Annotated in this window: 22 protein-coding genes; 4 read left to right on the plus strand and 18 right to left on the minus strand. The window is 59.9% G+C overall.

What is annotated here, in order from left to right; genetic code table 11:
* Positions 1 to 60: 60 nt before the first annotated feature.
* From addA to chvI, 11 genes are all read right to left on the minus strand, one after another.
* Complete coding sequence (gene addA, locus ACQZ5K_RS11760) at positions 61 to 3,618, minus strand: double-strand break repair helicase AddA (protein WP_448740443.1); 3,558 nt, start codon at positions 3,616 to 3,618, stop codon at positions 61 to 63.
* Complete coding sequence (gene addB, locus ACQZ5K_RS11765; protein ID WP_448740444.1) at positions 3,608 to 6,793, minus strand: double-strand break repair protein AddB; 3,186 nt, start codon at positions 6,791 to 6,793, stop codon at positions 3,608 to 3,610. The genes addA and addB overlap by 11 nt, the downstream gene beginning before the upstream one ends.
* Complete coding sequence (locus tag ACQZ5K_RS11770; RefSeq protein ID WP_137004152.1) at positions 6,790 to 7,527, minus strand: nucleotidyltransferase family protein; 738 nt, start codon at positions 7,525 to 7,527, stop codon at positions 6,790 to 6,792. Before ACQZ5K_RS11770 ends, addB begins: the two co-directional genes overlap by 4 nt.
* 16 nt (positions 7,528 to 7,543) lie before the next feature.
* On the minus strand, positions 7,544 to 9,055 hold the full coding sequence (gene tsaE / locus ACQZ5K_RS11775; RefSeq protein ID WP_448740445.1) for a tRNA (adenosine(37)-N6)-threonylcarbamoyltransferase complex ATPase subunit type 1 TsaE: 1,512 nt from the start codon (positions 9,053 to 9,055) through the stop codon (positions 7,544 to 7,546).
* The gene (locus ACQZ5K_RS11780) at positions 9,052 to 11,634 is read right to left on the minus strand and encodes an ATP-binding protein (protein ID WP_448740446.1); all 2,583 of its coding nucleotides are present in this window, start codon (positions 11,632 to 11,634) and stop codon (positions 9,052 to 9,054) included. Before ACQZ5K_RS11780 ends, tsaE begins: the two co-directional genes overlap by 4 nt.
* A 208-nt stretch (positions 11,635 to 11,842) precedes the next feature.
* Complete coding sequence (ahcY, locus tag ACQZ5K_RS11785) at positions 11,843 to 13,243, minus strand: adenosylhomocysteinase (protein ID WP_448740447.1); 1,401 nt, start codon at positions 13,241 to 13,243, stop codon at positions 11,843 to 11,845.
* A 128-nt stretch (positions 13,244 to 13,371) separates the two neighbouring features.
* The gene (locus ACQZ5K_RS11790) at positions 13,372 to 13,647 is read right to left on the minus strand and encodes an HPr family phosphocarrier protein (protein ID WP_003521181.1); all 276 of its coding nucleotides are present in this window, start codon (positions 13,645 to 13,647) and stop codon (positions 13,372 to 13,374) included.
* An 11-nt stretch (positions 13,648 to 13,658) separates the two neighbouring features.
* The gene (locus ACQZ5K_RS11795) at positions 13,659 to 14,060 is read right to left on the minus strand and encodes a PTS sugar transporter subunit IIA (protein WP_003505374.1); all 402 of its coding nucleotides are present in this window, start codon (positions 14,058 to 14,060) and stop codon (positions 13,659 to 13,661) included.
* A gap of 125 nt (positions 14,061 to 14,185) precedes the next feature.
* Entirely contained in the window at positions 14,186 to 14,650 is a 465-nt protein-coding gene (locus ACQZ5K_RS11800) for an HPr kinase/phosphorylase (protein ID WP_448740448.1), read from the minus strand.
* A complete protein-coding gene (gene chvG / locus ACQZ5K_RS11805) occupies positions 14,640 to 16,430 on the minus strand; it encodes a two-component system sensor histidine kinase ChvG (RefSeq protein WP_078052255.1) in 1,791 nt (596 codons plus the stop codon). Before chvG ends, ACQZ5K_RS11800 begins: the two co-directional genes overlap by 11 nt.
* Before the next feature lie 58 nt (positions 16,431 to 16,488).
* Positions 16,489 to 17,214 (minus strand): two-component system response regulator ChvI, encoded by a 726-nt coding sequence (gene chvI / locus ACQZ5K_RS11810; protein WP_003505377.1) that lies wholly within the window; start codon positions 17,212 to 17,214, stop codon positions 16,489 to 16,491.
* 339 nt (positions 17,215 to 17,553) lie between these two features.
* On the opposite strand from chvI, the gene ACQZ5K_RS11815 reads away from it, so the two are divergent.
* The 3 genes from ACQZ5K_RS11815 (at position 17,554) to lysM (ending at position 20,248) form a co-directional block, all read left to right on the plus strand.
* A complete protein-coding gene (locus ACQZ5K_RS11815; RefSeq protein ID WP_003521186.1) occupies positions 17,554 to 19,164 on the plus strand; it encodes a phosphoenolpyruvate carboxykinase in 1,611 nt (536 codons plus the stop codon).
* A gap of 112 nt (positions 19,165 to 19,276) precedes the next feature.
* Positions 19,277 to 19,711, plus strand: coding sequence for an alternative ribosome rescue aminoacyl-tRNA hydrolase ArfB (arfB, locus tag ACQZ5K_RS11820; protein ID WP_448740449.1), 435 nt, complete (start codon positions 19,277 to 19,279; stop codon positions 19,709 to 19,711).
* An 84-nt stretch (positions 19,712 to 19,795) separates the two neighbouring features.
* Positions 19,796 to 20,248: a peptidoglycan-binding protein LysM gene (lysM, locus tag ACQZ5K_RS11825; RefSeq protein ID WP_003492864.1), complete on the plus strand. Its 453-nt coding sequence runs from the start codon at positions 19,796 to 19,798 to the stop codon at positions 20,246 to 20,248.
* A gap of 43 nt (positions 20,249 to 20,291) precedes the next feature.
* On the opposite strand, the gene coaA is transcribed toward lysM, so the two are convergent.
* Genes coaA through hisB form a run of 7 tightly spaced genes read right to left on the minus strand, consistent with a single transcriptional unit; the run spans position 20,292 to position 24,912 of the window.
* Positions 20,292 to 21,293 (minus strand): type I pantothenate kinase, encoded by a 1,002-nt coding sequence (gene coaA, locus ACQZ5K_RS11830; RefSeq protein ID WP_020808714.1) that lies wholly within the window; start codon positions 21,291 to 21,293, stop codon positions 20,292 to 20,294.
* Positions 21,290 to 21,613, minus strand: coding sequence for a phosphoribosyl-ATP diphosphatase (locus tag ACQZ5K_RS11835; RefSeq protein ID WP_003521191.1), 324 nt, complete (start codon positions 21,611 to 21,613; stop codon positions 21,290 to 21,292). The genes coaA and ACQZ5K_RS11835 overlap by 4 nt, the downstream gene beginning before the upstream one ends.
* A gap of 15 nt (positions 21,614 to 21,628) precedes the next feature.
* Positions 21,629 to 22,405, minus strand: coding sequence for an imidazole glycerol phosphate synthase subunit HisF (hisF, locus tag ACQZ5K_RS11840; protein WP_142174377.1), 777 nt, complete (start codon positions 22,403 to 22,405; stop codon positions 21,629 to 21,631).
* On the minus strand, positions 22,402 to 23,145 hold the full coding sequence (gene hisA, locus ACQZ5K_RS11845; RefSeq protein ID WP_448740450.1) for a 1-(5-phosphoribosyl)-5-[(5-phosphoribosylamino)methylideneamino]imidazole-4-carboxamide isomerase: 744 nt from the start codon (positions 23,143 to 23,145) through the stop codon (positions 22,402 to 22,404). Before hisA ends, hisF begins: the two co-directional genes overlap by 4 nt.
* 1 nt (position 23,146) lies before the next feature.
* Complete coding sequence (hisH, locus tag ACQZ5K_RS11850) at positions 23,147 to 23,797, minus strand: imidazole glycerol phosphate synthase subunit HisH (RefSeq protein ID WP_031233376.1); 651 nt, start codon at positions 23,795 to 23,797, stop codon at positions 23,147 to 23,149.
* A gap of 1 nt (position 23,798) precedes the next feature.
* Entirely contained in the window at positions 23,799 to 24,293 is a 495-nt protein-coding gene (locus ACQZ5K_RS11855; RefSeq protein ID WP_448740451.1) for a DUF2628 domain-containing protein, read from the minus strand.
* A gap of 22 nt (positions 24,294 to 24,315) precedes the next feature.
* A complete protein-coding gene (gene hisB, locus ACQZ5K_RS11860; RefSeq protein WP_448740452.1) occupies positions 24,316 to 24,912 on the minus strand; it encodes an imidazoleglycerol-phosphate dehydratase HisB in 597 nt (198 codons plus the stop codon).
* Between the two features lie 201 nt (positions 24,913 to 25,113).
* Between hisB and hslV the strand changes: the two genes are divergently transcribed.
* On the plus strand, positions 25,114 to 25,638 hold the full coding sequence (gene hslV / locus ACQZ5K_RS11865) for an ATP-dependent protease subunit HslV (protein ID WP_003521197.1): 525 nt from the start codon (positions 25,114 to 25,116) through the stop codon (positions 25,636 to 25,638).
* Positions 25,639 to 25,678 lie beyond the last annotated feature (40 nt).

Consider the following 25,678-nt stretch of genomic DNA (forward strand, 5'->3'; position numbering starts at 1 on the left):
GCTAAACTTTTCCGCTATCGATGTGATGCGGGCGCGTCGGAATTTCAATGCCCCGGTATCTCACTTTGTCTTTATTGCGGCAAGAGCCTGCGTCATTGCATCATCGTCAACCCGCACAAAAGCGGCATTTTCCGTATAGATCAGCGCGCAGACAAATTCCTTGCCGGGATAAAGCGGCGCAAGAATTTCGCGATAGATGGCAAGCTGCGCGGTGTGGGAAAAAGGTATCTCGCGTGCCGTGCGCGGCGGAACCCGGTTCGTCTTGTAGTCGACCAAAATAACGCGATCACCATCCACCGCCAGCCGGTCGACGCGGCCGGAGACGGCATAGTGCTGCCGGCCGATCGTCATCGTGCCCATGATGGAGATTTCCGCGCGGCTGTTGGCGGAAAAGGCCGGTTGCACCGCCGGTTCGGAGATGACCCGCAGAACCGCCCGGATCAAATGCTCGCGTTCGGCCGTAGGCCAGAAACGGGCCGCTCGCTCCGCATAGCGGCGGGCAGCCTCTTCCCGCTCCGTCTCGGCAAAATCCGGCAACGCCTGCAGCATGCGATGCACCAGCCGGCCGCGCTGTAGCGCCAGCGAAGAAACATCGGCTTTCTCGCCGAAAAGCGGCGAACGCACGGCAAGATCATCCGCACCGTCATCGATGATGGTGCCTGCACCGGAGGGGCTGAGCGGCCTTGGCAAGGAGGGCAGGGCAGGTAAGGGAGCAAGCAGCCCGGGCGGAAGACCATATTCTTCGTCCTGCTGCTTTTCCGGTAGCCTTTGCAGGAGAGATGTCGCGCGAGCCTCGGATTTACGCCAGAAAAGCCCCTGCCATTCCTCGCCATCGGCCATGAAAAGCTGCGGTTTGCAATGGTCTTCATTGTTGGCAAGCGCCGCCTTGACGATGGCATGCCAGCATTCGGGATTTTCCTTCTGACCGCGATAACCGCAGACGACGAGGTGATCGGCGGCGCGGGTCATCGCCACATAAAGCAGCCGTCGATATTCGTCTTCGGCGGCCGTCTTCAGCCGTTCTTCGTCCGAGCGAATGAGGTGGTTTGAAAAGCCGCTGCCGGGCAGCCAGACCGGGAAAGCGTCGTCACCCGCTTCAACAAAGCGCAGTTTCGGCACATGGCTGTGATTGAAGGCCTTCGAACCGCCGTCGACGACGAAAACGACCGGCGCTTCCAGGCCCTTGGAGGCGTGCACGGTCATGATGCGCACTTCGCCGCGGTCCTTGTCCTGCTCGCGTTTCACTTCCGGTGAATCGGTTTCAAGAACGGACAAAAAGGCCTGCAGGCCGGGCAGACCGGTCCTTTCGTGGTCCAGCGCGAAGGACAGGAATTCATCGAGAACGTCGCTCGCCTCGTTGCCAAGCCGGCCGAGGAATTTCTTGCGCCCGTCATGCAGGGTCAGCACCGCTGCAAAGAAATCATGCACGGTGGCCGTCTTAGAAAGCGCGATGAAACCTTCCAGCCTGGCGGTAACGGTGGAAAGATGGCTGTTCTCTTCCTGCGAAAGGATCTGCAGCCGTTTCCAGACGCTCTCCGTTTCCGATCGCGTGGCGGCGATGTTGAAAACGTCATCTTCGGTCAGGTTGAAGAGCGGGCTCTTCAACAGTGCGGCGAGCGAAAGATCGTCTTCGGGCAGGACAACGAAATGTCCGAGCGCCAGAAGATCCTGCACGGCAATGTGGTCGGTCAGGCGAAGGCGGTCGGCACCGGCAACGGGGATGTTCTTGCGTCGTTTCAGCTCCCGGGTCAGCGCGTTGACAAAGGCATGGCGTTTTCTGACGAGAACCAGAATATCGCCGGGCTCCACGGCGCGCTCGACGCCCTTTTCGATGATGGTCTCGCTTCCGATCATATCGGCGATGCGGGCGGCGATCTGGCGGGCGACGATGGTGGCCGGCGCACTTTCACGCAAGGCATCGAAGGGCGCTGTCCAATCCTCTTCGTCTTCGGCGGTTTCCGGCGCCACCATGTCCCACACCTCCACGGTGCCGGGATGGCCGGCGCGGTTGGATCGGTGTTCCACCGGTTCGTTATCGGCACTGAGACCGCTGGCATTATTCGGGTCTGAAAACACTTGATCGACGGCGGCCAGAACATCCTCCGTGGACCGGAAAGAAAGCGGCAGGCGGATGCGGTGAAAGGCCTGCTCGACGGAATCGACGCGCTTTTTGGTCTCTTCGCGCTCCTGCGAAAACCGTTCCGGCCGCGCGCCCTGGAATGAATAGATCGACTGTTTTTCATCGCCCACGGCAAAAAGCGTGCGCCGTCCCAGGCGGGCGCTCTCGCCGGTGAAGAAATCCGCCGCCAGCGACTGGATGATCGACCATTGCACCGGGCTGGTATCCTGCGCCTCGTCAACGAGAATATGGTCGATGCCCTGATCCAGCTTGTAGTGCACCCAGGCGCCCGCCGTATCGCGGTTGAGAAGGTTGGCCGCGCGCTCGATCAGGTCTTCGAAATCGAGCTGGCTTCGCTGTTTCTTCAGGTCTTCGAAATCGCCGATCAGCCTTTCGGCCAGAACAAGGGCGCATTTTGTCGCCGCCAGCATCCGCACTAGACGATAACGGTTGCGGCAGGAAACGACATGGTCCCGCGCCAGTGTCAGCGCATCGAGAAGTTCGGGAGCGGATTTCTGCATGCCCTTGTTGATGACATAGGCATCTGATTTCTTTTCGCCCTTGGCTGTCAGCAGCGCCGCTTCGATGAATTCCATCCGTCGCACGGGGTCCGACTGTCGTTTTGCCTCCCGGAGCGCATAAGCGACTTCGATGACGCGTGTTCCACCCACCTCGTCGGCAAGGGTGAGATACGTATCGAGCGCAAGGCCGAAGAGGCCGGGCAGAGGCCAGAAGGCTGCCGCCGCGGTTTCTTCGGTTTCCCCATCTGCGATCTGCATCGCCTGCCGCAACCGCGCATCGATGCCGCCCGACTGTTTGGCGTCCAGAAGAAAGGCGCGAAGGGCGCTGCGATTGGCAATGATGGCGGAAAGCAGCGATTCCAAACCGCTTTCGTCCGCCAGATCGAGCACGTAAGCGAGGGATTGCGCCAGCTCCGCGTCCCGCTCCGTCGAAACCGCCGTCAAAAGCGAACGGCGTGCTTCGGCGAGCAGCGTGGTTGCGGCGCGGTCGTCAAGAACGGAGAAATGGCCGGCGACATTGGCTTCCAAGGGGAACTGATGCAGCAGCGCCTCGCAGAAGGCGTGGATCGTCTGGATTTTCAACCCGCCCGGTGTTTCCAGCGCCTTGGCAAACAGCCTGCGCGCTTCGGCAAGCTTGATGCGATCCGGCGCCTTGCCTTCGATGGCGGCGATGCGGTCCTTGAGGTCGGAATCCGGCAAAGTAGCCCATTCCGCCAGACGGTCGAAGACACGGCTGGACATCTCGGACGCCGCGGCCTTGGTATAGGTGAGGCAGAGGATGGCCGAGGGTCGGCACCCGGCCAGAAGGAGGCGGATGACGCGCTGGGTCAGAACATGAGTCTTGCCTGAGCCGGCATTGGCCGACACCCATGCGGAACTGGCAGGATCGGAGGCAAGCCGCTGCCGGGCGCTGGTCCAGTCGATCCAGCTTTCAGGCGTATCGGCGGCGGGGCCGGCGTCGAAAGGATCAATCGTCATCGCCATCTCCCGGTTCTGCCGTCGACCATTCCGAAACGCGGGCGAGGTGGTCATATTCCCCGCCATAGGATTGCTGCTCTTCCGGCACGAGGCGGGAGGCGAAACCGTTTTCGCCATTGCGCAGGGAATGAACGAATTTCGTGAGCTGTTCGATCGATTCCGTCGCGAGTTCAATCGCCGATTTCGGCGGTCTTCTGCCGCTTCGGCTGGAATGTTCGTTATTGACCTGATCGGCAAAAAAACGCTCGCCCGGCCGCAGGCGAACATAGATGAGGTTTTCCGGCGTGGGCGAACCGGCTTCGCGGAAGGCGCCGCGCATCAAGGCCGCCGCCTCGAGCGCGAGCTGCGGATCAAGCAGAGCGCGCGCCTGATTGACGGAAGGCGCAAGTCCCGTCTTGTAATCAATAATATCCGCCTGACCGTTTGTCTTGATGTCGATGCGGTCGGCGATCCCCGTCAGCCTTATGCCCGCCTCGACGATTTCCTGCCCGGCGCGAGCCTCGTAGAAGCTGTGGCGAATGGATGGATGACGTTCTTTTTCCCAGTCGATAAAGGCGCGTGCCACCGCTGCAAAACGCGGCCGCCAGATGACATCCACATGGGGAGGCAGGTTTTCCGCATCGAAACATTCGTCGAGAATGCGCTGCATGGCCGAAAGCGATGCCGGTGTGCCGGGAATATGTCCCTCACGGGAATAGCGCTCGATGATCGCGTGATAGAGCGTGCCGCGATCGGCGGCGTTCGGATCGCGATTGAAGGGGTCGAGCGGGTCCAGCTTCAGGATGCGCCGCGCATAGATCGAATAGGGGTCGCGGCGCAGGCGGCCCACTTCGCTGAAGGAATAGCGCGTCGGCTGCAACGCGGCTGGCGGTTTCGGGGCAGGGCGCTTTGCCGCTTCCTGATCGATGCTTTCATCCATCAATCCCGCCCAATGGCGATAGGTCTCGCCGCGCTTCCTCAGTCTATCGGCAAAACCCTCGCCGCCCAGCGCCAGAAGACGCTGCAGCCAGCGTGAGGCGACAGCGGGCGTTGAGCCCTGCCTCAGCGCGCGGGTGTAAAAAATCTGCCGGGTGCCATTTGCCATCTCGAAATCATGCGCCAGCTGACCAATACGCCGCTCCGGCGGTTCGAGGCCGATCGCTGTTTTCATCGTGCGGGAAAGGAACGGATTATTCGCCGTCTGGCCGGGCCAGAGCCCTTCATTAAGGCCACCGATAACGACGGTATCGACACTTTGCAGCCGCGCCTCAAGCGCGCCGAAGATGAAAATGCGCGGATGACGCATCGATCTTGGCTTGATCGATTCACCGGCTACCAGTGCCGCAAAAATATCGATCCATTGCGGTCCATCCGCATCGAGGATTTCACCGCTTTCCATCAGCTCACCGAACAGTTCGGAAAGCTTGTCTCCCGCTTCACCGGACCAGAGCGCGGCAAGATCGCTGTTTTCATCCGCGCAGATGGCTTCGATCACGCGGCCCGTCCGCTCCGCCCAAACGGACAATGGCAATTTATCGGTGAAGGCGCGGCCGGACCGATCTCTGCGGACAAAGGCGGAACCGAGCGGCTCCGTCGCAACGGCAATCCGCCTTGCCAGATCGCGCGCGGCCTCCGCGCTTGCCTCCGGCAGCGCCAGCCGCCAGGCAGGAGGGTGCCGGTCGTCGCGCTGCGCCAGAAGCTGCGCCTCCAGAACCGCTTCCAGATTGCCGATTTCGGTCTCCACACGGCCGCCGCGCAGCGCGATCAGCTCCAGCGCTTTGGAGGCTTTCGCGAAAGCTTCATCGGAAAGGCCGAAACGGCTGAGCGGATGTTTCAGAAGGGAAATAATCGGCACCGGGTCGCCGGGCCTCAGAATGGCTTCCAGCGCCAGCTGCGTCAGTCCGGCTTGCGGGGTGGCGGAGAGCGGCGTACCGGCCGAGTCGTCGGCTTCGATGCTGAAGCGCTGGAGTTCCGTCGCCACGCGCCGCGCCAGTCCGCGGTCTGGGGTTATCAGCGCTGCCTGAGACGGACGTCCAGCGCCGGGCGCTTCAAGCGCCAGCCGCAAAGCCACCGCGATGGCCGTCGCTTCCTCGCGCTCATTGGCGGCTTCTATCAGCGTGGCCGTTGCGAAGGCGTCATCGAAAAAGCCGGGTTCCCTGTCCTCACGCCAGCGATTCCAGTCGCTGGTGGATTTGGCCGGTGCGAGTGCGGCCGAAAACGCGGCTGCGCGCTTTTCCAGGTCGCCATCGATGGTGCCGATCTGAACCACGTCGTCGCGCAGTATGCCGAGCTTCTGCAGCAGCATATAAAGCCCATATTGCGAGTGGGTGCGGCTCGAAGGATCGGTAGGGTCCTCGGCGATTGCCTCCCATTGCTCTTCCGGCATGGCAAGGTCGAGACCCGGAAGTACGACGGTGCCCTGGGGCAGTGCCGCAACGGCGGCGATGAGATCGGCTGCGGCAGGAATGGAACCCGTCGACCCGGCGACGATGATCGGTCCCGTATCCGGCAAATTGGCAAGCCGGTTCGCTTCCGCCCGCAGGATGGCGTTGCGATGCCGGCCGGCCGAGGAACGGTTAAGTTCGGCAAGCCGCGCCGGCCAGAAGACGCTGGCGATCCGCAGGAAATCCGCCGTCAGTTGCCACCATTGCGCATGATCGCCAGTATCGAGATGCTGAAGCGCTTCCCAGTCCTTTTCTTCCGTATCCATGGCGTCGATCACCTCGCCAAGCGCACGCGCCAGCCAGATGGCGTCTGCGGGGCTGGCGGGGGCGACAAGCGGCGAATCCGAGTGAATTGCCCGTATGGCGTCTGGCAGGCTGTTGCGCCAGGCGAGAATGAGACGCGCCAGTTCGATCAGCCGGCCGGTGCCGGAAATCGGCGGCGCCAGATCCATGATTTCAGGATTTTCGATCTCGAAAAAGCCGCTGTCGTCATCCGTTTCGCCGAGCGGCCGGATCAGCGGCAGAATGGCGGACCGGCCGCCCAGAAGATCGACGAATTCGGAGCGCAGCACACGGGCGGAGCGCCGCGTCGGCACATAGATCGTCACCTTGGCAAGTGACAGCGGATCGGCTGGGTCGTATTTATAGCCGGCTGTCAGTGTCCCGTCGCACAGCGTTTCCGCGAGCGTCTTGAGGAACGGTGTTCCCGCAGCGATCGTCAGAACGCGCTTTGCGTGGTGGGTGAGCGTCATGCAGAGCGTTTTTCCCTGAATTGGCGGATGATGCTTTCGGCATCTTCTATCGCATCGGGTGTGCCGACGGTTATCCAGTGACCATCCAGAGAAAGCCCGAAAAGCCGGTCTCTTTCAATGGCGCGGTCGAAATAGATATTGAGGTTGAAGGCATCCGCCGGCGCATCGTCCAGCAGTCGCGAATTCATGGCGATGGCTCCGGCATAAACCACTGGGTTCGGATCGCCATCGCGATACCGCGTCAGTTTTCCATTGGCGGAGAGGCTGAAATCCCGCTTGCCATTGTGCCCGGTGGTGCGGTCCATGTCGACGCAGAGCAGCGCCATATCCATTCGGGTCGGGTCGAAGAATTGTGCAAGCTTGCGCAGGTTGCTGACCGCATTCAACTGCTCGCCAATCCAGAAGAGATCGGCGTTCATGACGAAGACCGGGCCGGGTTCCAGAAGCTTCAGGCCCTTGGCGAGACCGCCGCCGGAATTCATCAGTTGCGACCGCTCGTCGGAAATCAGGATTTCGGCGTCGGTGCGCTGCTCAAGATGGGCGACCATCTGTTCTGCGTGGTGATGAACATTAACGACAATGGTTTCCGCACCGGCTTCGACAAGGGCGTCGAGCACATAGTCGATCATCGGCTTGCCCGCGATCTGGACGAGCGGCTTCGGGATCGTATCCGTGATCGGGCGCATCCGCGTGCCAAGCCCGGCGGCCAGCACCATCGCATTTTTAATCGTCATCGTGGTCAACCGTCTTTCAGTCGTCGAATTCCATGCCCATGCGCAGGCACCAGTCTTTGAGCGGTGCGAGTTCCGGATGCGAAAGCGCTGCACTGAGATAGCGGAACGTCCTCGGCATATGTTTCATATAACCGGGTTTTCCGTCCCGTTCCAACAGCCTCACCCAGATACCGGCGAGCTTGCAGTTGCGTTGCGCCGACATGATGGCGAAAGCCTTGAGGAAAAGAGCCTCATCGAAAGAGGACGCGCTTTTCCTGCTGTCGAGATAGTGCGAAAGCAGGCGCGCCTGCAATTCGGGTGAGATGGTGACACGGGCGTCCTGCACGATGGAGGCAAGATCGTAAGCGCTCGGGCCGATCATCGCGTCCTGATAATCGATCAGGCCGACCTGCCGGATGCCGCTGTTTTGCGACTGCCATATAAGGTTGGGTGAATGGAAATCGCGCAGCACAAGTCCCGTCTCGCAGTCGGCGAGCTGGTCGATCAGCGTGTCCCATAGAGCGTAATAGTCGCTCTTTTCGCTATCGGTGAGGGGCTTGCCGCGTTTATGCGGCAGATACCATTCCGCCAGCAGCGAAACCTCGATCTTCATCGCCTGGCGGTCGAACGGGGGAACCTCATAGGCGCTGCCGTCACCCACCGGCAGCAGGTCAGGTCGCGGGGCCTGATGGAGTGCGGCAAGGCAGGCGACGCTTTGCAGATAGCGATCCTCTATCGGCGTTCCGTCAGGTGCAAGTACGCCATCCCGCCCGAGATCCTCCAGCAATAGAATACCCTGATCGATATCCGCCGCCAGAATCTCAGGGGCGCAAAGGCCGTTGTTTCGAAGATAATTGCCAATCGCAACGAAGGAGCGGGCGTCCTGAGCAAGATGGGCTATTTCCGCGTAGGTCTTACCATCCGCAATGATTGCACCCTTGAGGGGGCGTCGCCAATCCATAAGTATAAGGTCCGGGCCGTCAGTGGAAACGGTCTCATAGGCGCGTGTTGAGGCGTCACCGCTCAGGAAACGCCGGGCCGCGTCGCCCTTACCATTTTTTGCGAGAAACGCGCGGATGGCGAAAACCCGTTCAAGCCGTGCTTTCAGCTTTGCCGGAGCCTCGATGGAGGCGAGCCGCCCTTCGCCGGAATGCGTCAGCCGGAGCGTGACGGTCTGCTCCGGCGGCAGAATCTCGGCGGCCATATCCGGCCACTCGATCAGGCAGATGCCATCCTCCAGCATCTCATCGATGCCGAGTTCGTCCAGTTCCGAAACATCCGAAAGCCGGTAGAGATCGAGATGGGCGACCGGAATGCGGGCGGCATAGGTCTGGACGATCGTGAAGGTAGGGCTTGGAACTTCAAGATCCGGCTCGTCCGCCATTGCCCGGATGAAGGCGCGGGCAAGCGTCGATTTGCCGGCGCCAAGATCGCCGATGAGTGCGAGACAATCACCGGGTTTCAAAGCCAGCGCAAAGTCTTCACCGAGCCTGATGGTGTCCTTTTCTCCCGCAAGGGGAATGGTGATCGGCAAGATGTCTTCGCTCATTCTGCGGCGATGGAATGCGGCCGTGTGCCGGAAGGAATGCGGCAGGTGACGATGGTGCCGTTGCCGGGCCGGCTGTCGATGCTGACGGTGCCATGATGCAGGCTGACAAAGCTTTCGACGATGGAAAGGCCAAGCCCCGCACCCGTTCGCCGTCCGCCATTGCCGCGCGTAGCGAAGCGGTCGAACACGCTCTTCAGCATGTCCTCAGGAATGCCCGGACCCTTATCCGCCACCGAGAACACGAAGTCGCCTTCGCTGCGCTGGCAGGAGAGCTGCACGGAGGAACCTTCGGGTGCGAAATTGATCGCATTGGTCAGGAGCTTGATGAGAATCTGTTTCAGCCGCTGGTGATCGGCCACTAGACTACCGAGATGGGCGGGTGCAACGATCTCGAGCGAAATTCCGCTCTCCTGCAGCCGGTCGGCGATCTGCACCGAAACGTCTTCAAGCAATTCGTTCAGATCGTTTTCCGAATAATTGAGCTGCATGATGCCGGCATCGACGGTCGCGAGATCGAGAATATCGTTGACGATGGTCAGAAGCACCGAGGACGAAGTGGAAATATGGTCGAGATATTCCGCCTGCCGTTCCGTCAATTGGCCGATGCCGGGCGTTTTCAGGAGGTCGGTGAAGCCGATGATATTCGTCAGCGGCGAGCGCAGCTCGTAGGAAACATGCTGCACGAAATCGTTCTTAAGCTCGTCGGCCTTCAGAAGCGCGTCGTTCTTTTCTTTCAGCGCCCGCTCGGCCCGCACGCTGTCGGTCATGTTGACGAAGGTCAGCATGGTCTGCGCGTCCGGCAGCGGAATGATGGCGTAGTCCAGCACGAGGCCGGAAAGCAATTCCAGCGTGCCCTGCCGCGACGGCCGCTCATCGTCGAAGCTGGTAATGAACTGGCTGAAGGCGCGCCAGCCGTCCGGTCGGTCATAGGATTGCGTGCAGGCGGTTTCGATGGCGCGGATATGAGTGCCGGTCTCGGCCTGTTCCGCGGTCACGCCCCAGAGCGCCCGGAATGCCGGGTTGGACAGGCGAATGCGCCCATCGGCGCCGAACACGGCCACACCTTCGGCCAGATGGTCGATGGTTTCGCCCTGCACCTTTACCAGCGTGTTGTAGCGCATCTGCAGATCGACCTGCTCGGTCAGGTTCTCGAAAACCCAGGTCGCGCCGCCCTGCGGATGGGCAGTCGCGATAACCCGAAGCGTCTGGCCGTTCGGCAGGTGCCAGAGATCGGTCTTGGTGTCCAGCGAACGGTAGACGGAGAGCGCCGTCTCCTTCCAGTTCTTCCAGTTCAGCTGCTCCGGCAATTTGCCGGCGGTGCGCAGCCTGTCCAGAAGCTCGGAATTGTCAGGGCTGGATTCGAGGAAAACGAGATCGAGACCCCAGAGAGCCGCAAAAGCCTGATTATAGAATTGCAGCCGCTGCCGGCCGTCGAAAATGGCGACAGGCGTTGCCAGATGATCGAGCGTTTCGGCGTGGCTCTTCAGAACCCGCTTGAGTTCCTCGCCGATGGTCTCGGCCTCGGTGGCATCGATGGCAATGCCGGCGGACCCACCCGCCGTCTTGATGTCGACAACGTCAAAGAAGGTGCGGTTTCCGGAAACCACCGTCGAAATACGGTCGTGATAGGGCGATTCCGGTGTCGCGGCCGCGCGTATCTTCTGCCGGGTAACCGTGTTCAGCAGTTCGCGTTTTTCATGAACGGCCTGCTCGGTGTCACGGGCATCCACCGCCTGCGCATAGGCGTGGTTGACCCAGATGAGGTCACCTTCGCCATTGCGCCGCCAGACGGGCTGTTCGATGGAATCGAGAAGTTCCTGAAAGGTCGAGACGGAAGCGATCAGGCGCTCGCGCTCCACCTGCAATTCGGCGAGTTCGGCGCGCAGATTGTTGAGGGCTATGAAACGCGCAAAGGCATTGCCCCCGGAAACCCGGCCCTGCACTTCGATGACTTCACCGCGCTGCGTCTCGATGGTCAGGTCGAAACTCTGGGCATGGCTGCGGAGTTTTTCGATGGATTTTTCAAGCTGGCTTGCGGATGCCGGTTTCAGCCAGCGGCCAAAGGCCAGAAAATCGTGATCCGCCTGCGGCACACCCGTCTCAGCTGGCAGCTGTCCCAGAAATTCGGGCCGCTTGTCCGCGCCATCCCAGATGACGATGCGGCGGCTCTTGTCGGAAATCAACGCCTCGTATTTCGCGATCTTGAGGTGGGACTGGGCAAGCGCCTGTCGGTATTCGCTGCTTTCTGCCTCGATATTACCGCGCTGGCGCACCAGCCAGACGACGGAAAACAGTGTTGCCGAAAGCATGCCGACGAAAAGCGAATAGGTGATGGTTTCTCCGGATGAGAACAACCGCGCGCCGGTCTTTGCCACAAGCCCGTCCTGGGCCATCACAACGGTTGTCGAGCCGGCGAGAACCGTGCCCGAAAGCAGGACAGGAAGCCTCGCAAAGCCTGTCTGAACCGCACTGACGACCTGCCGGCAACGCGCAAGAGCCGCGCTCAATGCCACGCCCGCTTGCGTGTTTTCAACGCGTTGAACTGTCTGCTTGCGCAGATCCGAATTTTGAACCGACATCCCCGGTCTGTCTCCGTCCTATGTGCCGCATCTTCGACAAGACATCCCATTTCGTCCCCGCCGCCCTTTGGCGTGTCCGAATCAAGTCTGATGACAATACCGCCTTCATAAATCTGCGAAAAGGGAGCGCGCAAAAAAGATGCCGCGCGCTTTGTCAAGCGCGCGGCATCTAGATATGGTGTAATTTCAGTGGATATTAACTATGAAATTAATATCTGTAGTGTTCGGCCTTGAACGGACCTTCCTTCGGGATGCCGATATAATCTGCCTGAAGGTCGGAAAGTTCGGTCAGGCGCACACCAAGCTTCTCGAGATGAAGGCGCGCAACCTTCTCGTCGAGGTGCTTGGGAAGCACGTAAACTTCGTTCTTGTATTCGCCCTGCTTGGTGAAGAGCTCGATCTGGCCCAGCACCTGGTTGGTGAAGGAGGCCGACATGACGAAGGACGGGTGACCGGTGGCGTTGCCGAGGTTCAGCAGGCGGCCTTCGGACAGAAGAATGATGCGGTTGCCCTTCGGGAACTCGATCATGTCGACCTGCGGCTTGATGTTCGTCCACTTCAGGTTACGCAGCGATGCGACCTGAATCTCGTTGTCGAAGTGGCCGATATTGCCGACGATCGCCATGTCCTTCATCTCGCGCATATGCTCGATGCGGATCACGTCCTTGTTGCCGGTGGTGGTGATGAAGATATCGGCGGAGGAAACCACGTCCTCCAGACGAACGACCTCGAAACCGTCCATGGCGGCCTGAAGCGCGCAGATCGGATCGATTTCGGTGACCTTCACGCGGGCGCCGGCGCCCTGCAGCGATGCCGCCGAACCCTTGCCCACATCGCCGTAACCGCAGACCACGGCAACCTTGCCGGCCATCATCACGTCGGTTGCGCGGCGAATGCCGTCCACCAGCGATTCCTTGCAGCCGTATTTGTTGTCGAACTTCGACTTGGTGACGCTGTCATTGACGTTGATCGCCGGGAAGGGCAGCAGGCCCTTCTTGCTGAGATCGTAAAGACGGTGAACGCCGGTCGTCGTTTCTTCCGTGACGCCCTTCAGCGCGTCGCGCTGCTTGGTGAACCAGCCGGGCGAAGCCTTGAGGCGCTTGTTGATCTGCGCGAAGAGGATTTCCTCTTCTTCCGAACCGGGATTGGAAAGAACGTCCTCACCAGCTTCAGCGCGTGCGCCGAGCAGGATGTACATGGTGGCGTCGCCGCCATCGTCAAGGATCATGTTGGAGAGGCCGCCATCGGCCCACTGGAAGATCCTGTCGGTATATTCCCAATATTCCGTCAGGGTTTCACCCTTGACGGCGAATACCGGGATGCCGGCTGCCGCAATGGCCGCCGCTGCATGATCCTGCGTCGAGAAAATGTTGCAGGACGCCCAGCGGATGTCCGCGCCGAGTTCCTTGAGCGTCTCGATCAGAACGCCGGTCTGGATCGTCATGTGAAGCGAACCGGTGATACGTGCGCCCTTCAGCGGCTTGCTTTCGCCGAATTCCTTGCGGCAGGACATCAGGCCCGGCATTTCGGTTTCGGCGATGTCCAGTTCCTTGCGGCCGAATGCGGCAAGGTTGATATCGGCGACGATGTAGTCCTTCTCAAGGCTCATGAAGTTCTCCAGATCAGAAACGCCGCGCCTTGCGGCCCGGCTCTTAAACGTAGCAGCGGTTTAGCAGGCCACGAACGATCTGGCAATGATGATATAAAGAAGTCTTTATGTCTTTATATGGTGCCGGCTCAGGCTTCTTCACCGAAGCGGTCGGCGACAAGCGCCTCCAGTGCTTCCAGCGCTTCTTTCGCCTGATTGCCGCTCGCCTCGACATAAACACTGCATCCGGGGCTGGCCGCCAGCATCATCAGGCCCATGATGGAGGTGCCGCCAACGGTCATGCCATCCTTGGAAACCGTGATCGTCGCGTCAAAACCTTCGACCATCTGCACGAACTTAGCAGAAGCCCGAGCGTGAAGACCGCGTTTGTTGATGATCGGTAGTTCCCGGGAGAATGGCGACATGGGCTGACTTCTCACTTGCCGCTCAAAACGCGGCTGGCGACGTTGATATATTTGCGGCCGGCATCGGATGCGTCCTGAAGGGCCTTGTCCATATTATCTTCGCTGCGAACACCGGCAAGCTTGATCAGCATGGGAAGATTGACCCCTGCGATGACTTCGACATTGCCGTTATTCATGACGGAAATCGCGAGATTGGAGGGCGTGCCGCCGAACATGTCCGTCAGGATGATCACGCCATTGCCGTCATTGGCGCGTGCAACGGCGTCGATGATATCCTGCCGGCGCTGATCCATGTCGTCTTCGGGACCGATACAGACCGTCTCGATCAATTTCTGGGGACCGACGACATGCTCCAACGCATGACGAAACTCCTCAGCCAGCTTGCCATGGGTGACAAGCACTAGTCCGATCATGAAATGCTCCCTTGCACACGCACTCTCATTGCCGACTATCGCAACGCGGCAATCCTGTCCATCGGTGGGATTTCATCTTGATGAGGAAAATGCGAATCGCAAGCCTAAAATCGCCCGAATCATCGTCACTTCACATTCGTTTCAAAAAGATTCTGAGCAAGTGCAGCAAATTTTCCATAGGGCGTAACACTTGAAAGCGGAATGCGCAGAAGTGGAAGCTGCCCGCCGCAAGGCAGCGACAACATCTCGTCATCTTCGGGAAGTCTCGGATTTTCGGGCGAAACAACTGTTGTTACGGCGAAATGTAGTGGCGCGCGCGCAATGCTTTTAAGTGAAACAATGCCGCTGCCGCGCAATTCCAGCAGGCCGGCGATGGCTTCCGGCCGCTCGGCGATGATGTTTTCACCCTCGCGATACACGAAAATCTGATCGTCCGCGATCAATGCGGCCGGCAATCCGCACCGTTCCGCCTCCGTCAGGAAGCTGAAGGCAAGCTCGCTTTTGCCGCTGCCTGACGGCCCCGTGAAAAGGATGCCGGTGTTTTGAACAACGACGGCGGTTGCATGCAGGTTGAAGCGTTCAGCGTTCATGGGTTTCGGCCGCGGGCAGCGACAGGGTGAAGCGCGCGCCTGATATCACGCCATATTTGTCGACCACATTCTCTGCCCGCAGACTGCCGCCATGGGCTTCGGCGATCTGGCGGCTGATCGAAAGGCCAAGACCGGAATTCTGTCCGAACCCTTCGCTCGCCGGCCGGTCGGTGTAGAAGCGCTCGAAAATCCGGTCAATATCCTCGGCCTGAATGCCGGGCCCGTTGTCCTCCACCTGCACGATGCAGCGATCCTTGTGACGGGAAAGGCGCACGGTGATGCGACCGCTTTCCTCGGTAACGAAGGAGCGCGCATTCTCGATGAGGTTGGTGACGATCTGGCCGATACGCAGGTCGTGGCCATTCACCACGAAGGAGGTTTTCGCGCCCGCTTTCCGGTCGACAACATAGTCGATCGTCACGCTTTTCTTCTTGGTGCTGATCTGGCGGGATATGTCCACCAGACCCTTCATCAGCACATCGAGATCGAGCGGCGAGGCGTCGGCGCGCGCCAGTTCCGCGTCGAGCCGCGAGGCATCCGAAATGTCGCTGATGAGGCGGTCGAGACGGCGCACATCATGGAAGATGATTTCGGTCAGGCGCTGTTTCGACTCTTCGGTCTTGGCGCGCGGCAGGGTTTCCACGGCGCTGCGCAGCGAGGTCAGCGGGTTCTTGAGCTCATGGCTGACATCGGCGGCGAAGCTTTCGATGGCGTCGATACGGTCGTAAAGCGCCGTCGTCATTTCACGCAGCGCAATCGAAAGATTGCCGATCTCATCCTGGCGCGCCGAGAAATCCGGTATTTCCTCGCGGGTTCTCGCCCCGCGGCGCACGCGGATTGCGGCCGCCGAAAGCCGTCGCAGCGGCGTGGCGATGGTCGAGGACAGGAGCAGCGACAGCACGATATTGACCAGCGTGGCGATGCCGAAGACACGCATGATGGCTAGGCGCTCCGCATGCACGATCTTGTCGATATCGCCCGCTTGCGTGGAGAGCAGCAGAACGCCGAGCACCGCCCGGAAGCGTTGCACCGGCACGGCGACTGAAACGATCAGCTCGCCCTTTTCGGTGACGCGCACCACCGCGCCGCGCACACCCGTCAGCGCATTCATCACTTCCGGATAGATCGAGCCGTCGCCGCCCGGCGCTTCCTTATATTGCGGCAGGCTGCTCGGCTGCAGCATGCGGTTGAACATGCTGGTGAACCAGTCGCCCCAGGTCTGCGTCTCCGGCGTTACTGGCGGCAGATCGAAGCGCAGCACCTGGCCGCGCGAATAAAGATGACGGGAATCGAGCAGCAGGTTGGCGTCGGCATCGAACAACCGTGCGCGGGTACGTGTCGGCGAAATCAGCCGCCGCAGCACCGGCGCCACCCGTTCCGGATTGATCGGGAAACTCAAATCCTCGTCATTGGGGGCGGGGGTGATGCTCTGCCCCGCCTGCAATTCGAGCAGCTTTTCCGGATTGATGGTGATCGAATTGGTATCGACCGAGGCGGAAGCGGAGACCGCACCGGCGATGATCTCGCCCTGCGTCAGCAGGCTTTCCACGCGCGCATCGATCAGCCCTTCGCGGAACTGGTTGAGATAGAGAATGCCGCCGACCAGAACCACCGTCGCCGCGACGTTGAAAAAAAGGATGCGGCGCGTGAGGCTGGAAAACACCGCATTGCCGAAAATGCGCCGGATGATCGTCAGCGGATGGATACGATGGCGGCGTTCGCTGCCGCGTTCTTCGGCATCGTCGCTGTCCGAGACGGTTTCCGGCGTTTTCTTCAACACGTATTCAAGTCCTCACCACCCCCATATCGGGTGGTCCCTTCTGCGCGAGTCGGCTTCTTCAAGCGGCTTCGCGGAAGCGATATCCTACGCCATAAAGCGTTTCAATCATATCGAAGTCGCCATCGACCAGTTTGAACTTCTTGCGAAGGCGCTTGATGTGGCTGTCGATGGTGCGGTCATCCACATAGACCTGTTCGTCATAGGCGGCATCCATCAGCGCGTCGCGGCTTTTCACCACGCCCGGCCGCTGCGCCAGCGAATGCAGGATGAGGAATTCGGTGACCGTCAGCGTCACCGGCTCACCCTTCCAGGTGCAGGTATGGCGTTCCTGGTCCATGGCGAGCTGCCCGCGCTCCAGCGTGCGCGCTTGCTGATCGGCGGTCGGCTTCAGCACGCTGCCGGTTGCGGCGGACGCCTCACGGCTGCTGGCGCGGCGCAGGATGGCCTTGACGCGTTCCACCAGAAGGCGCTGCGAGAAGGGTTTCGTGATGAAGTCGTCCGCACCCATCTTCAGGCCGAACAATTCGTCGATCTCTTCATCCTTGGAGGTGAGGAAGATGACCGGCAGGTCCGACTTCTGGCGAAGGCGCCGCAAAAGCTCCATGCCGTCCATGCGTGGCATCTTAATATCGAAAATGGCGAGCTGCGGCGGACGGGCGATCAACCCGTCAAGCGCGGAAGCGCCGTCCGTATACGTTTCGACCCGGTAGCCTTCGGCTTCGAGCGCGATCGATACCGAAGTCAGAATATTCCGGTCGTCGTCGACAAGCGCGATCGTCTGCATGTAGTTGGTCTCCATCGTCATTTTCTCGTAACTCCCGACATTCACCCAGCCAAGGTTGTGCGCCGCGAGCCACTCTCTTGAGTATAAAGGTGGAACAAATTGTGGCAAAGGAAAACTCGCTCCGAAATCGCCGCTCAGGCGGGAGCGGATTTTGTGAAAAGGCCGCAGCTGGATTTTAATGCGTCTTCAACCGATTTAAAAAGAAATAAAATCTTTTAAATCGATTAATATATTGAAATTGCTAAGTTTTTTAAAGTGCGGCTCTTGCGTTTCTAAAAGCTGCCACGTATTTTCCGAGGAAATTTCAACGTCCTTATCGTCATTAACAAGGAACGCGTCATGAACGAGCTTGGGGTTCATAATCCTGCCAATGGAGTTGCGGAACTCGGACTGGGCGAGGCCTCCCGCGTCTTTTATAACCTCAACGAGAGCGAATTATACGAAGAGGCGATCCGCAATGGCGAGGCCGAACTGACCATCGATGGCGCGCTGCGCGCCGTCACCGGCCAGCACACGGGCCGTTCTCCGAAGGACAAATTCGTCGTCCGCGACGCGTCCACCGAGAACACCATCTGGTGGGACAACAACAAGCCGCTTTCGCCGGAAAATTTCGAGCTGCTGCGCAAGGACATGCTGGCCCATGCCGCCGGCAAGACGCTTTACGTGCAGGATCTGATCGGCGGCGCCGATGAGGAAAACGCGCTGCCGACGCGCGTCGTCACTGAACTTGCCTGGCATTCGCTGTTCATCCGCAATCTGCTGATCCGTCCGAAGCAGGAGAAACTGGCGGGTTTCAAACAGAAGCTCACCATCATCAACCTGCCGAGCTTCAAGGCTGATCCGGCCCGTCACGGCGTCCGTTCGGAAACCGTCATCGCCTGCGATCTGACCAACGGCCTCGTTCTCATCGGCGGCACCTCCTATGCCGGTGAAAACAAGAAGTCGGTCTTCACGGTGCTGAACTACCTGCTGCCGGCCAAGGGCGTCATGCCCATGCACTGCTCCGCCAATGTCGGTCCGCAGGGTGATTCCGCCGTTTTCTTCGGCCTCTCCGGCACCGGCAAGACCACGCTGTCGGCTGATCCGTCGCGCACGCTGATCGGCGATGACGAACACGGCTGGGGCGAACACGGCATCTTCAATTTCGAAGGCGGCTGCTATGCCAAGGCGATCAAGCTTTCGGCTGAAGCCGAGCCTGAAATCTACGCCGCGACCCGCCGTTTCGGCACGGTTCTTGAGAACGTCGTACTGGATGAAAACCGCGTTCCTGATTTCAACGACAACTCGCTGACGGAAAACACCCGCAGCGCCTACCCGCTGCACTTCATTCCGAATGCATCGGAAACGGGCATTGCCGGCCATCCGAAGACGATTATCATGCTGACGGCGGATGCCTTCGGCGTGCTGCCGCCGATTGCCCGGCTGACACCGGAACAGGCCATGTACCACTTCCTCTCCGGTTACACCGCAAAGGTCGCCGGCACGGAAAAAGGCGTGACCGAGCCGGAAGCCACCTTCTCCACCTGCTTCGGCGCACCCTTCATGCCGCGCCATCCGGCGGAATACGGCAACCTGCTGCGTGAGCTCATCGGCAAGCACGGCGTGGATTGCTGGCTGGTCAATACCGGCTGGACCGGCGGTGCCTACGGCATCGGCAAGCGCATGCCCATCAAGGCGACCCGCGCGCTTCTGACGGCAGCGCTGACCGGTGACCTGAAGAATGCGGAATTCCGCACGGACGCGAATTTCGGTTTCGCGGTGCCGTTGTCGCTGGATGGCGTCGATAGCGCGATCCTCGATCCGCGTTCCACCTGGGCCGATGGCGCAGCCTATGACGCGCAGGCGAAGAAGCTGGTCTCCATGTTCGTCACGAACTTCACCAAGTTCGAAGATCACGTCGACAGCAAGGTTCGCGATGCAGCGCCGGGCCTTTTGCTTGCGGCTGAATAAATGAAGCCTCATTTATGAGGAGGAGGGGACCCGGCCTTGTGCCGGGTTCTTTCGTTTGGCCTGCTGTTTCCATTCCTGCCGATCTGTGGCATCACCGGCGCGGAGAAAGATCATGGCCAGCGACCCGCTTTACATCAGTAACCGTATCACCATCGCCGGCTGGGAGCTGACGGAGCAATTCGTGCTGGCCGGTGGGCCGGGCGGCCAGAACGTCAACAAGGTCTCGACGGCGGTTCAGCTGTTTTTCGACATTGCCAGTTCACCCTCCCTTCCGGATCGGGTAAAGACCAATGCACTGCGTCTGGGTGGCAGGCGCGTGTCGAAAGACGGCGTGCTGATGATCGAGGCAAGCCGGTTTCGCAGCCAGGAACGTAATCGCGAAGACGCGCGCGAAAGGCTGAAGGAACTGATCCTCGAAGCCGCTGCCCCGCCGCCGCCGGTGCGCAAGGCCACCAAGCCCACCAAGGGATCGGTCGAGCGCCGCCTCAAGGCAAAGTCCGGACGTTCGGATGTCAAGAAAATGCGCGGCAAGCCGTCAGGTGAATAGGCTTTAGGCCGGCAAAATGTTTCGCCCTTGTCATAGAGCCTCAAATATCGTCTGGTAAGCCTCCCTACAACCAAGGAGGGTGCTATGGGTCTGTTCAATTTCATCAAGGAAGCGGGAAAGAAGCTTGGTATCGGCGGCGGCGATGATGCCCCAGATGTCGAAGCGGTCAAGAAGGAACTCGCTTCCCACGATCTCGGCACGGACAAGGTTCAGGTCGAGGTGGTGGACGACAAGGTCGTTCTGAAGGGCGAAGTGGCCGATCAGTCGGTTTTCGAAAAGGCGGTCATCGCGGTCGGCAATACGCTGGGCATTTCCAAGGTCGAGGCTGGCGAGCTGAAAGTGGCCGAAGCGCCGGCGAAAGAACCCGTCTTCTACACGGTCAAGAAGGGCGACAATCTCTGGAAGATTGCGGAAGCCCAGTACGGCAAGGCCAATGGCGCAAAGAACAACATCATCTTCGAAGCCAACAAGCCGATGCTGACGCATCCCGACAAGATTTATCCCGGGCAGGTTCTGCGTATTCCTGACCTTGCGTAACAACGGGTTTTGACCGCCGGAGATGCCGCCACGCGCGGCATCTTCACAGCTTGCGAAGCGCTACCGTGTCGATCAGGTGGTTCTTGCCCTTGCGAAGGATAAGATCGGCGCGCGGGCGCGTCGGCACGATGTTCTGCCTCAGGTTCTTCAGGTTGATGTTCTGCCAGAGGCCTTCGGCGATGCTCAGCGCCGCTTCCTCACTAATCGAGGCATAACGGTTGAAGAATGAATTGGGATCGCGGAAGGCGGTTTTCCTCAGATTCATGAACCGGTTCACATACCAGTTGTGAATGAGGCCCTCATCGGCATCGATATAGATCGAGAAATCGAAAAAGTCGGAAACGATCGGCACGATCCGTCCACCCGCCGGCAGGTCTCGCGATTGCAGCACGTTGATGCCTTCGAAGATGAGAATATCCGGCTGGTCGATGACAGTGAACTCGTTCGGCAGAACGTCGTAGGTCAGGTGCGAATAACGCGGCGCCTTCACATTCGGCTGGCCTGCCTTGATCGCCGAGAGGAAACGCAGGAGCGCGCCGATATCGTAGCTTTCGGGAAAGCCCTTACGCTCCATCAGGTTTTCCCGCCGCAGAACCTCATTCGGATAAAGAAATCCGTCTGTCGTGATGAGATCGACCTTGGGGCTGGAGGGCCAGCGCGCCAGAAGTTCCTTCAGGATACGCGCCGTCGTCGATTTTCCAACCGCCACGGAGCCGGCAATGCCGATAACAAAAGGCGTCTTGTTGACATCCGCCATGTTGAGGAAGCGGTTGCGCTGCTCGAACAGCAGCTGCGATGCCTCTACATGCGATGACAGGAGGCGCGAGAGCGACAGGTAGATGCGCCGCACTTCGTCCAGATCGATCGGGTCGTCCAGCGAGCGCAGACGTTTGACCTCGTCGGCGGAAAGCGTCAGCGGCGTATCGGCACGAAACTTCGACCATTCTTCCGAACTGAAGAAGTGATAGGGCGAATATTCATCCGGTCGGAAATGATCGAGTGTGCTCGGCATGCCTCTCTCCCCGCTGCCTGCCTCGACATTCATGATGTCGGCCTCGCTGCCTTTTCCGCAAGGCCGGTCTGCCCCGTACGGCGCTCCAGCTCGGCAAAAACGTCGACCAACGGAATATCTGCGATCTTCAGCACCACCAGCAGATGGTAGAGCAGATCGGCCGCCTCGTTCTTCAGCCCGTCGCGATCTTTCGCGATGGCCGCGATAACGGCTTCGACCGCTTCTTCGCCGAGTTTTTTCGCCGCACGCTCCTGGCCCGCCGCAACCAGTTTGGCCGTCCAGGATTCGTCAGGAGAGGCAGCGGCACGGGTCGCGACGATGCGTTCCAGATCGGAAAGGGAAAATGCGCTCATGGGAAATTCCTGCAATCAGTCGAGACGCATGGCGATGCCGTGCTCTGCCATGTAGGTCTTGGCTTGCCCGATCGAATAGGTGCCGAAGTGGAAGATGGAGGCGGCGAGCACCGCAGTTGCGTGGCCATCGCGCACGCCCGCCACCAGATCGTCCAGCGTGCCGACGCCGCCCGAGGCGATGACGGGCACGCGAACCTGATCGGCAATGCTGCGCGTCAGGCCGATATCGTATCCGCTCTTGGTGCCATCGCGATCCATCGAGGTGACGAGCAATTCACCGGCGCCGCGTTCGACCATCTTGATGGCGAATTCCACGGCGTCGATACCCGTCGGCTGGCGTCCGCCATGGGTGAAGATTTCCCAGCGGCCTTCTTCTCCATCCTTCGAAACCCGCTTGGCGTCGATGGAAACGACGATGCACTGGTTGCCGAACTTGTCGGCCGCCTGCGCTACGAAATCCGGATCCTTGACGGCTGCGGAATTGATCGAGACCTTGTCCGCGCCGCAAAGGAGCAGCTTGCGAATATCCGCGACGGCGCGAACCCCGCCACCGACGGTCAGCGGCATGAAGCAATGATCGGCGGTACGCGAGACGACATCGAAAATCGTGTCGCGATTATCCGAAGAGGCGGTAATGTCGAGGAAGCAGAGTTCATCGGCCCCCGCCGCATCATAGGCCTTCGCCGCCTCGACCGGGTCGCCGGCGTCGATCAGGTCGACGAAGTTCACACCCTTGACGACACGGCCGTCTTTCACATCGAGGCAGGGAATAACGCGGGCTTTGAGGGTCATGCGTTTACGTCCTTTGCAGCCTTGATAAGGGCAAGCGCCTCAGCAGGGTCGATACGGCCGTCGTAAAGCGCGCGGCCGGAAATCGCACCCTCGAGCTTTGCGGCATCCGGCTGCAACATGCGCTTGATGTCGTCGATGGCGGCGAGGCCACCGGAGGCGATGACCGGGATGGAAATAGCATCCGCCAGTTCCAGCGTCGAAGCCCAGTTGATGCCGGCCAGAATGCCGTCGCGATCGATATCTGTGTAGATGATGGCCGCGACACCGGCACCTTCGAAGCGCTTGGCTAGTTCGATGACGCCGAGTTCGGACGCTTCCGCCCAGCCCTCAACAGCGACCTTGCCACCCTTGGCATCGATGCCGACGGCGACCTGACCGGGGAAACGCTTGCAGGCTTCAAGAACCAGAACCGGATCGCGCACCGCCACAGTGCCGAGAATGACGCGCGCAAGCCCGCGGCTCAGCCACGCTTCGATATGATCGAGCGTGCGGATGCCACCGCCAAGCTGCACCGGGTTTTTCGTGGCTTTCAGAATGGCGTCGACCGCCTCGCCATTGACCGTCTGGCCGGCAAAGGCGCCGTTGAGATCAACGACATGCAGCCATTCGAAGCCTTGGTCTTCGAAGGCCTTGGCCTGTGCGCCGGGGTCCTCGTTATAAACGGTGGCCTGCTCCATATCGCCGAGTTTCAGGCGAACGCACTGGCCGTCTTTAAGGTCGATTGCGGGAAAAAGAATCATGTCAGGGCTTCCAGCGCAGGAAATTGGAAATCAGGGCAAGGCCGAGCGTCTGGCTTTTTTCCGGGTGGAACTGCGCGCCCGCCATATTGTCGCGGCCGACGAAAGCCGTCATCGCGCCACCGTAATTGGTGGTGGCGATGACATCCGTCGAGTGCTTGGCGGCCAGATGATAGGAATGCACGAAATAGGCGTGCAACCCGTCCGCGCCGGTCTTGATGCCGTCGAAAAGAGGGTGTGCGTGGCGGATTTCCAGCGTATTCCAGCCGATCTGCGGAATCTTGAGGCTCGGATCGGACGGCGTCATTTCCACGACATCTCCTTCGATCCAGCCAAGGCCCTTGCTGACAGTCTTTTCCAGCCCGCGCGAGGACATGAGCTGCATGCCGACGCAGATACCAAGAAAGGGATGGGCCTTTTTCTCCACGGCTTCGATGAGTGCGTCATGCATGCCGGGAACGGCATCGAGGCCGGCACGGCAATCCGCATAGGCTCCGACGCCCGGCAGAACGATGCGGTCCGCCGAGGCGACATGATCCGGCTTGTCGGTCAGGTCGATGGTTGCATTGATGCCGGCTTCGCGGGCGGCACGCTCGAAAGCTTTTGTGGCCGAACGCAGGTTGCCCGAACCGTAGTCGATGATCGCGACACGCATGTCAGCGCCTTCCATTCAAGTCGAAAAGAAACGATCCGGCGGGATCGTTGACGAAGTTTTTGTCACCGCTCTTTTGCGGCGAAGAGGTCCAGACCGGGTGCGACAGCTGCTCCGGCGCGTCATTGTTTTCCGAGAGACCGGAGAAATATATGTCTTCGGCGCTCGAAAGATCAGGGGCGGAAACGACTGACTTCAGCGTCCAGCCTTTGCGGATCAGGTGCCTAACGAGAAAATTGCGTCCCTCCAGCGCCGTAATGAGCCCGATGGCGAAACCGCAGAGAAGGCCAACCGGTTCGAATCCGGCTAATATCGAAACCTGCCCGGCCAGGATGAGCGCGATGACGACGATGGCCGTCGCCAGCCACAGCCGGTTGATCGCAAGCCATAACCATGGCGCAATGAGAGCCAGCCAAACGAAACGATCGGCAATGAAGCGGGTCGTCTTGTGGTCCCTGTCCGGCCCGTTGGGGGCTTCCAGAACGAGATAGCTTGTCATGGGCTTCCTGACAGCTTGGGCGTCAGGCCAGCATGCCCTTCGTGGAGGGAACGCGGCCTGCCTGCCGGGGGTCGATCTCGGTTGCCGTGCGAAGAACGCGGGCAACGGCCTTGAAGCACGTCTCGGCGATATGATGGTTGTTGGCGCCGTAATGGTTCAGGATATGCAGCGTGATGCCGGCATTCTGGGCGAGCGCCTGAAAGAACTCGCGCACCAGCTCCGTGTCGAAGGTGCCGATCTTCGGCGCGGAAAAATTGACGTTCCAGACCAGGAACGGCCGACCGGAAATATCGACGGCAGCCTTGGTCATGGTCTCGTCCATGGCAAGATCAAGCGAGGCGTAGCGGGCAATACCGCGCCGGTCGCCAAGCGCCTTCGCGATCGCCTGGCCAATGGCGATGCCGGTATCTTCCACGGTGTGGTGGTCGTCGATGTGCAAGTCGCCCTGAACCTCGATATCCATGTCGATCAACGAATGGCGGCTGAGCTGGTCCAGCATATGGTCGAAAAATCCCACGCCGGTGGAAATTTTCGAGTTGCCGGTGCCGTCGATATCCACACGCACCGAAACCGAGGTTTCGTTGGTCTTGCGGATAATCTCGCCTTTACGTTCTGCCATTTTGGCCGCTCCGTGGAAATATTGCCGTTCCTTATCAGCACGGGACACAAATATCCAGTTGTTCCATCGTCTTGCCTGACATGCTCAAAACGGTGCGTCGCCTCGAAGATTGCAATCGCAAAAAGCAAACTTACATAGAACCCGAGAAGGGCCGCATCCCGGCCCGTTAACCGCAGGCCCGGCAGGGCAGACAGGTGTTTGATGACAACAATTATTACAGTCAGAAAGGGCGGCAAGGTCGTCATGGCTGGCGACGGTCAGGTAAGCCTTGGCCAGACCGTCATGAAGGGCAATGCCCGCAAGGTTCGCCGCATCGGCAAGGGTGAAGTGATTGCCGGTTTTGCCGGTGCAACGGCGGATGCTTTTACGCTGCTTGACCGTCTTGAGAAGAAACTCGAGCAATATCCGGGCCAGCTCATGCGCGCCGCCGTAGAGCTTGCGAAGGACTGGCGCACGGATAAATATCTGCGCAATCTCGAAGCCATGATGCTGGTGGCCGATAAATCCACCACGCTCGCCATCACCGGCAATGGCGATGTGCTGGAACCGGAACATGGCGCGATTGCCATCGGTTCCGGCGGCAACTACGCCTTTGCGGCTGCCCGCGCCATGATGGACACGGACAAATCGGCTGAGGAGGTGGCGCGCCAGTCGCTCGATATCGCCGCCGATATCTGCGTTTATACCAACCACAATCTCGTCGTCGAAACGCTCGACGCCGAATAAGCCAATTTTCTCACCCAAGGGTCCTGTGGGCCGGGCCGGA

Source organism: Agrobacterium sp. 22-226-1 (assembly GCF_053522345.1).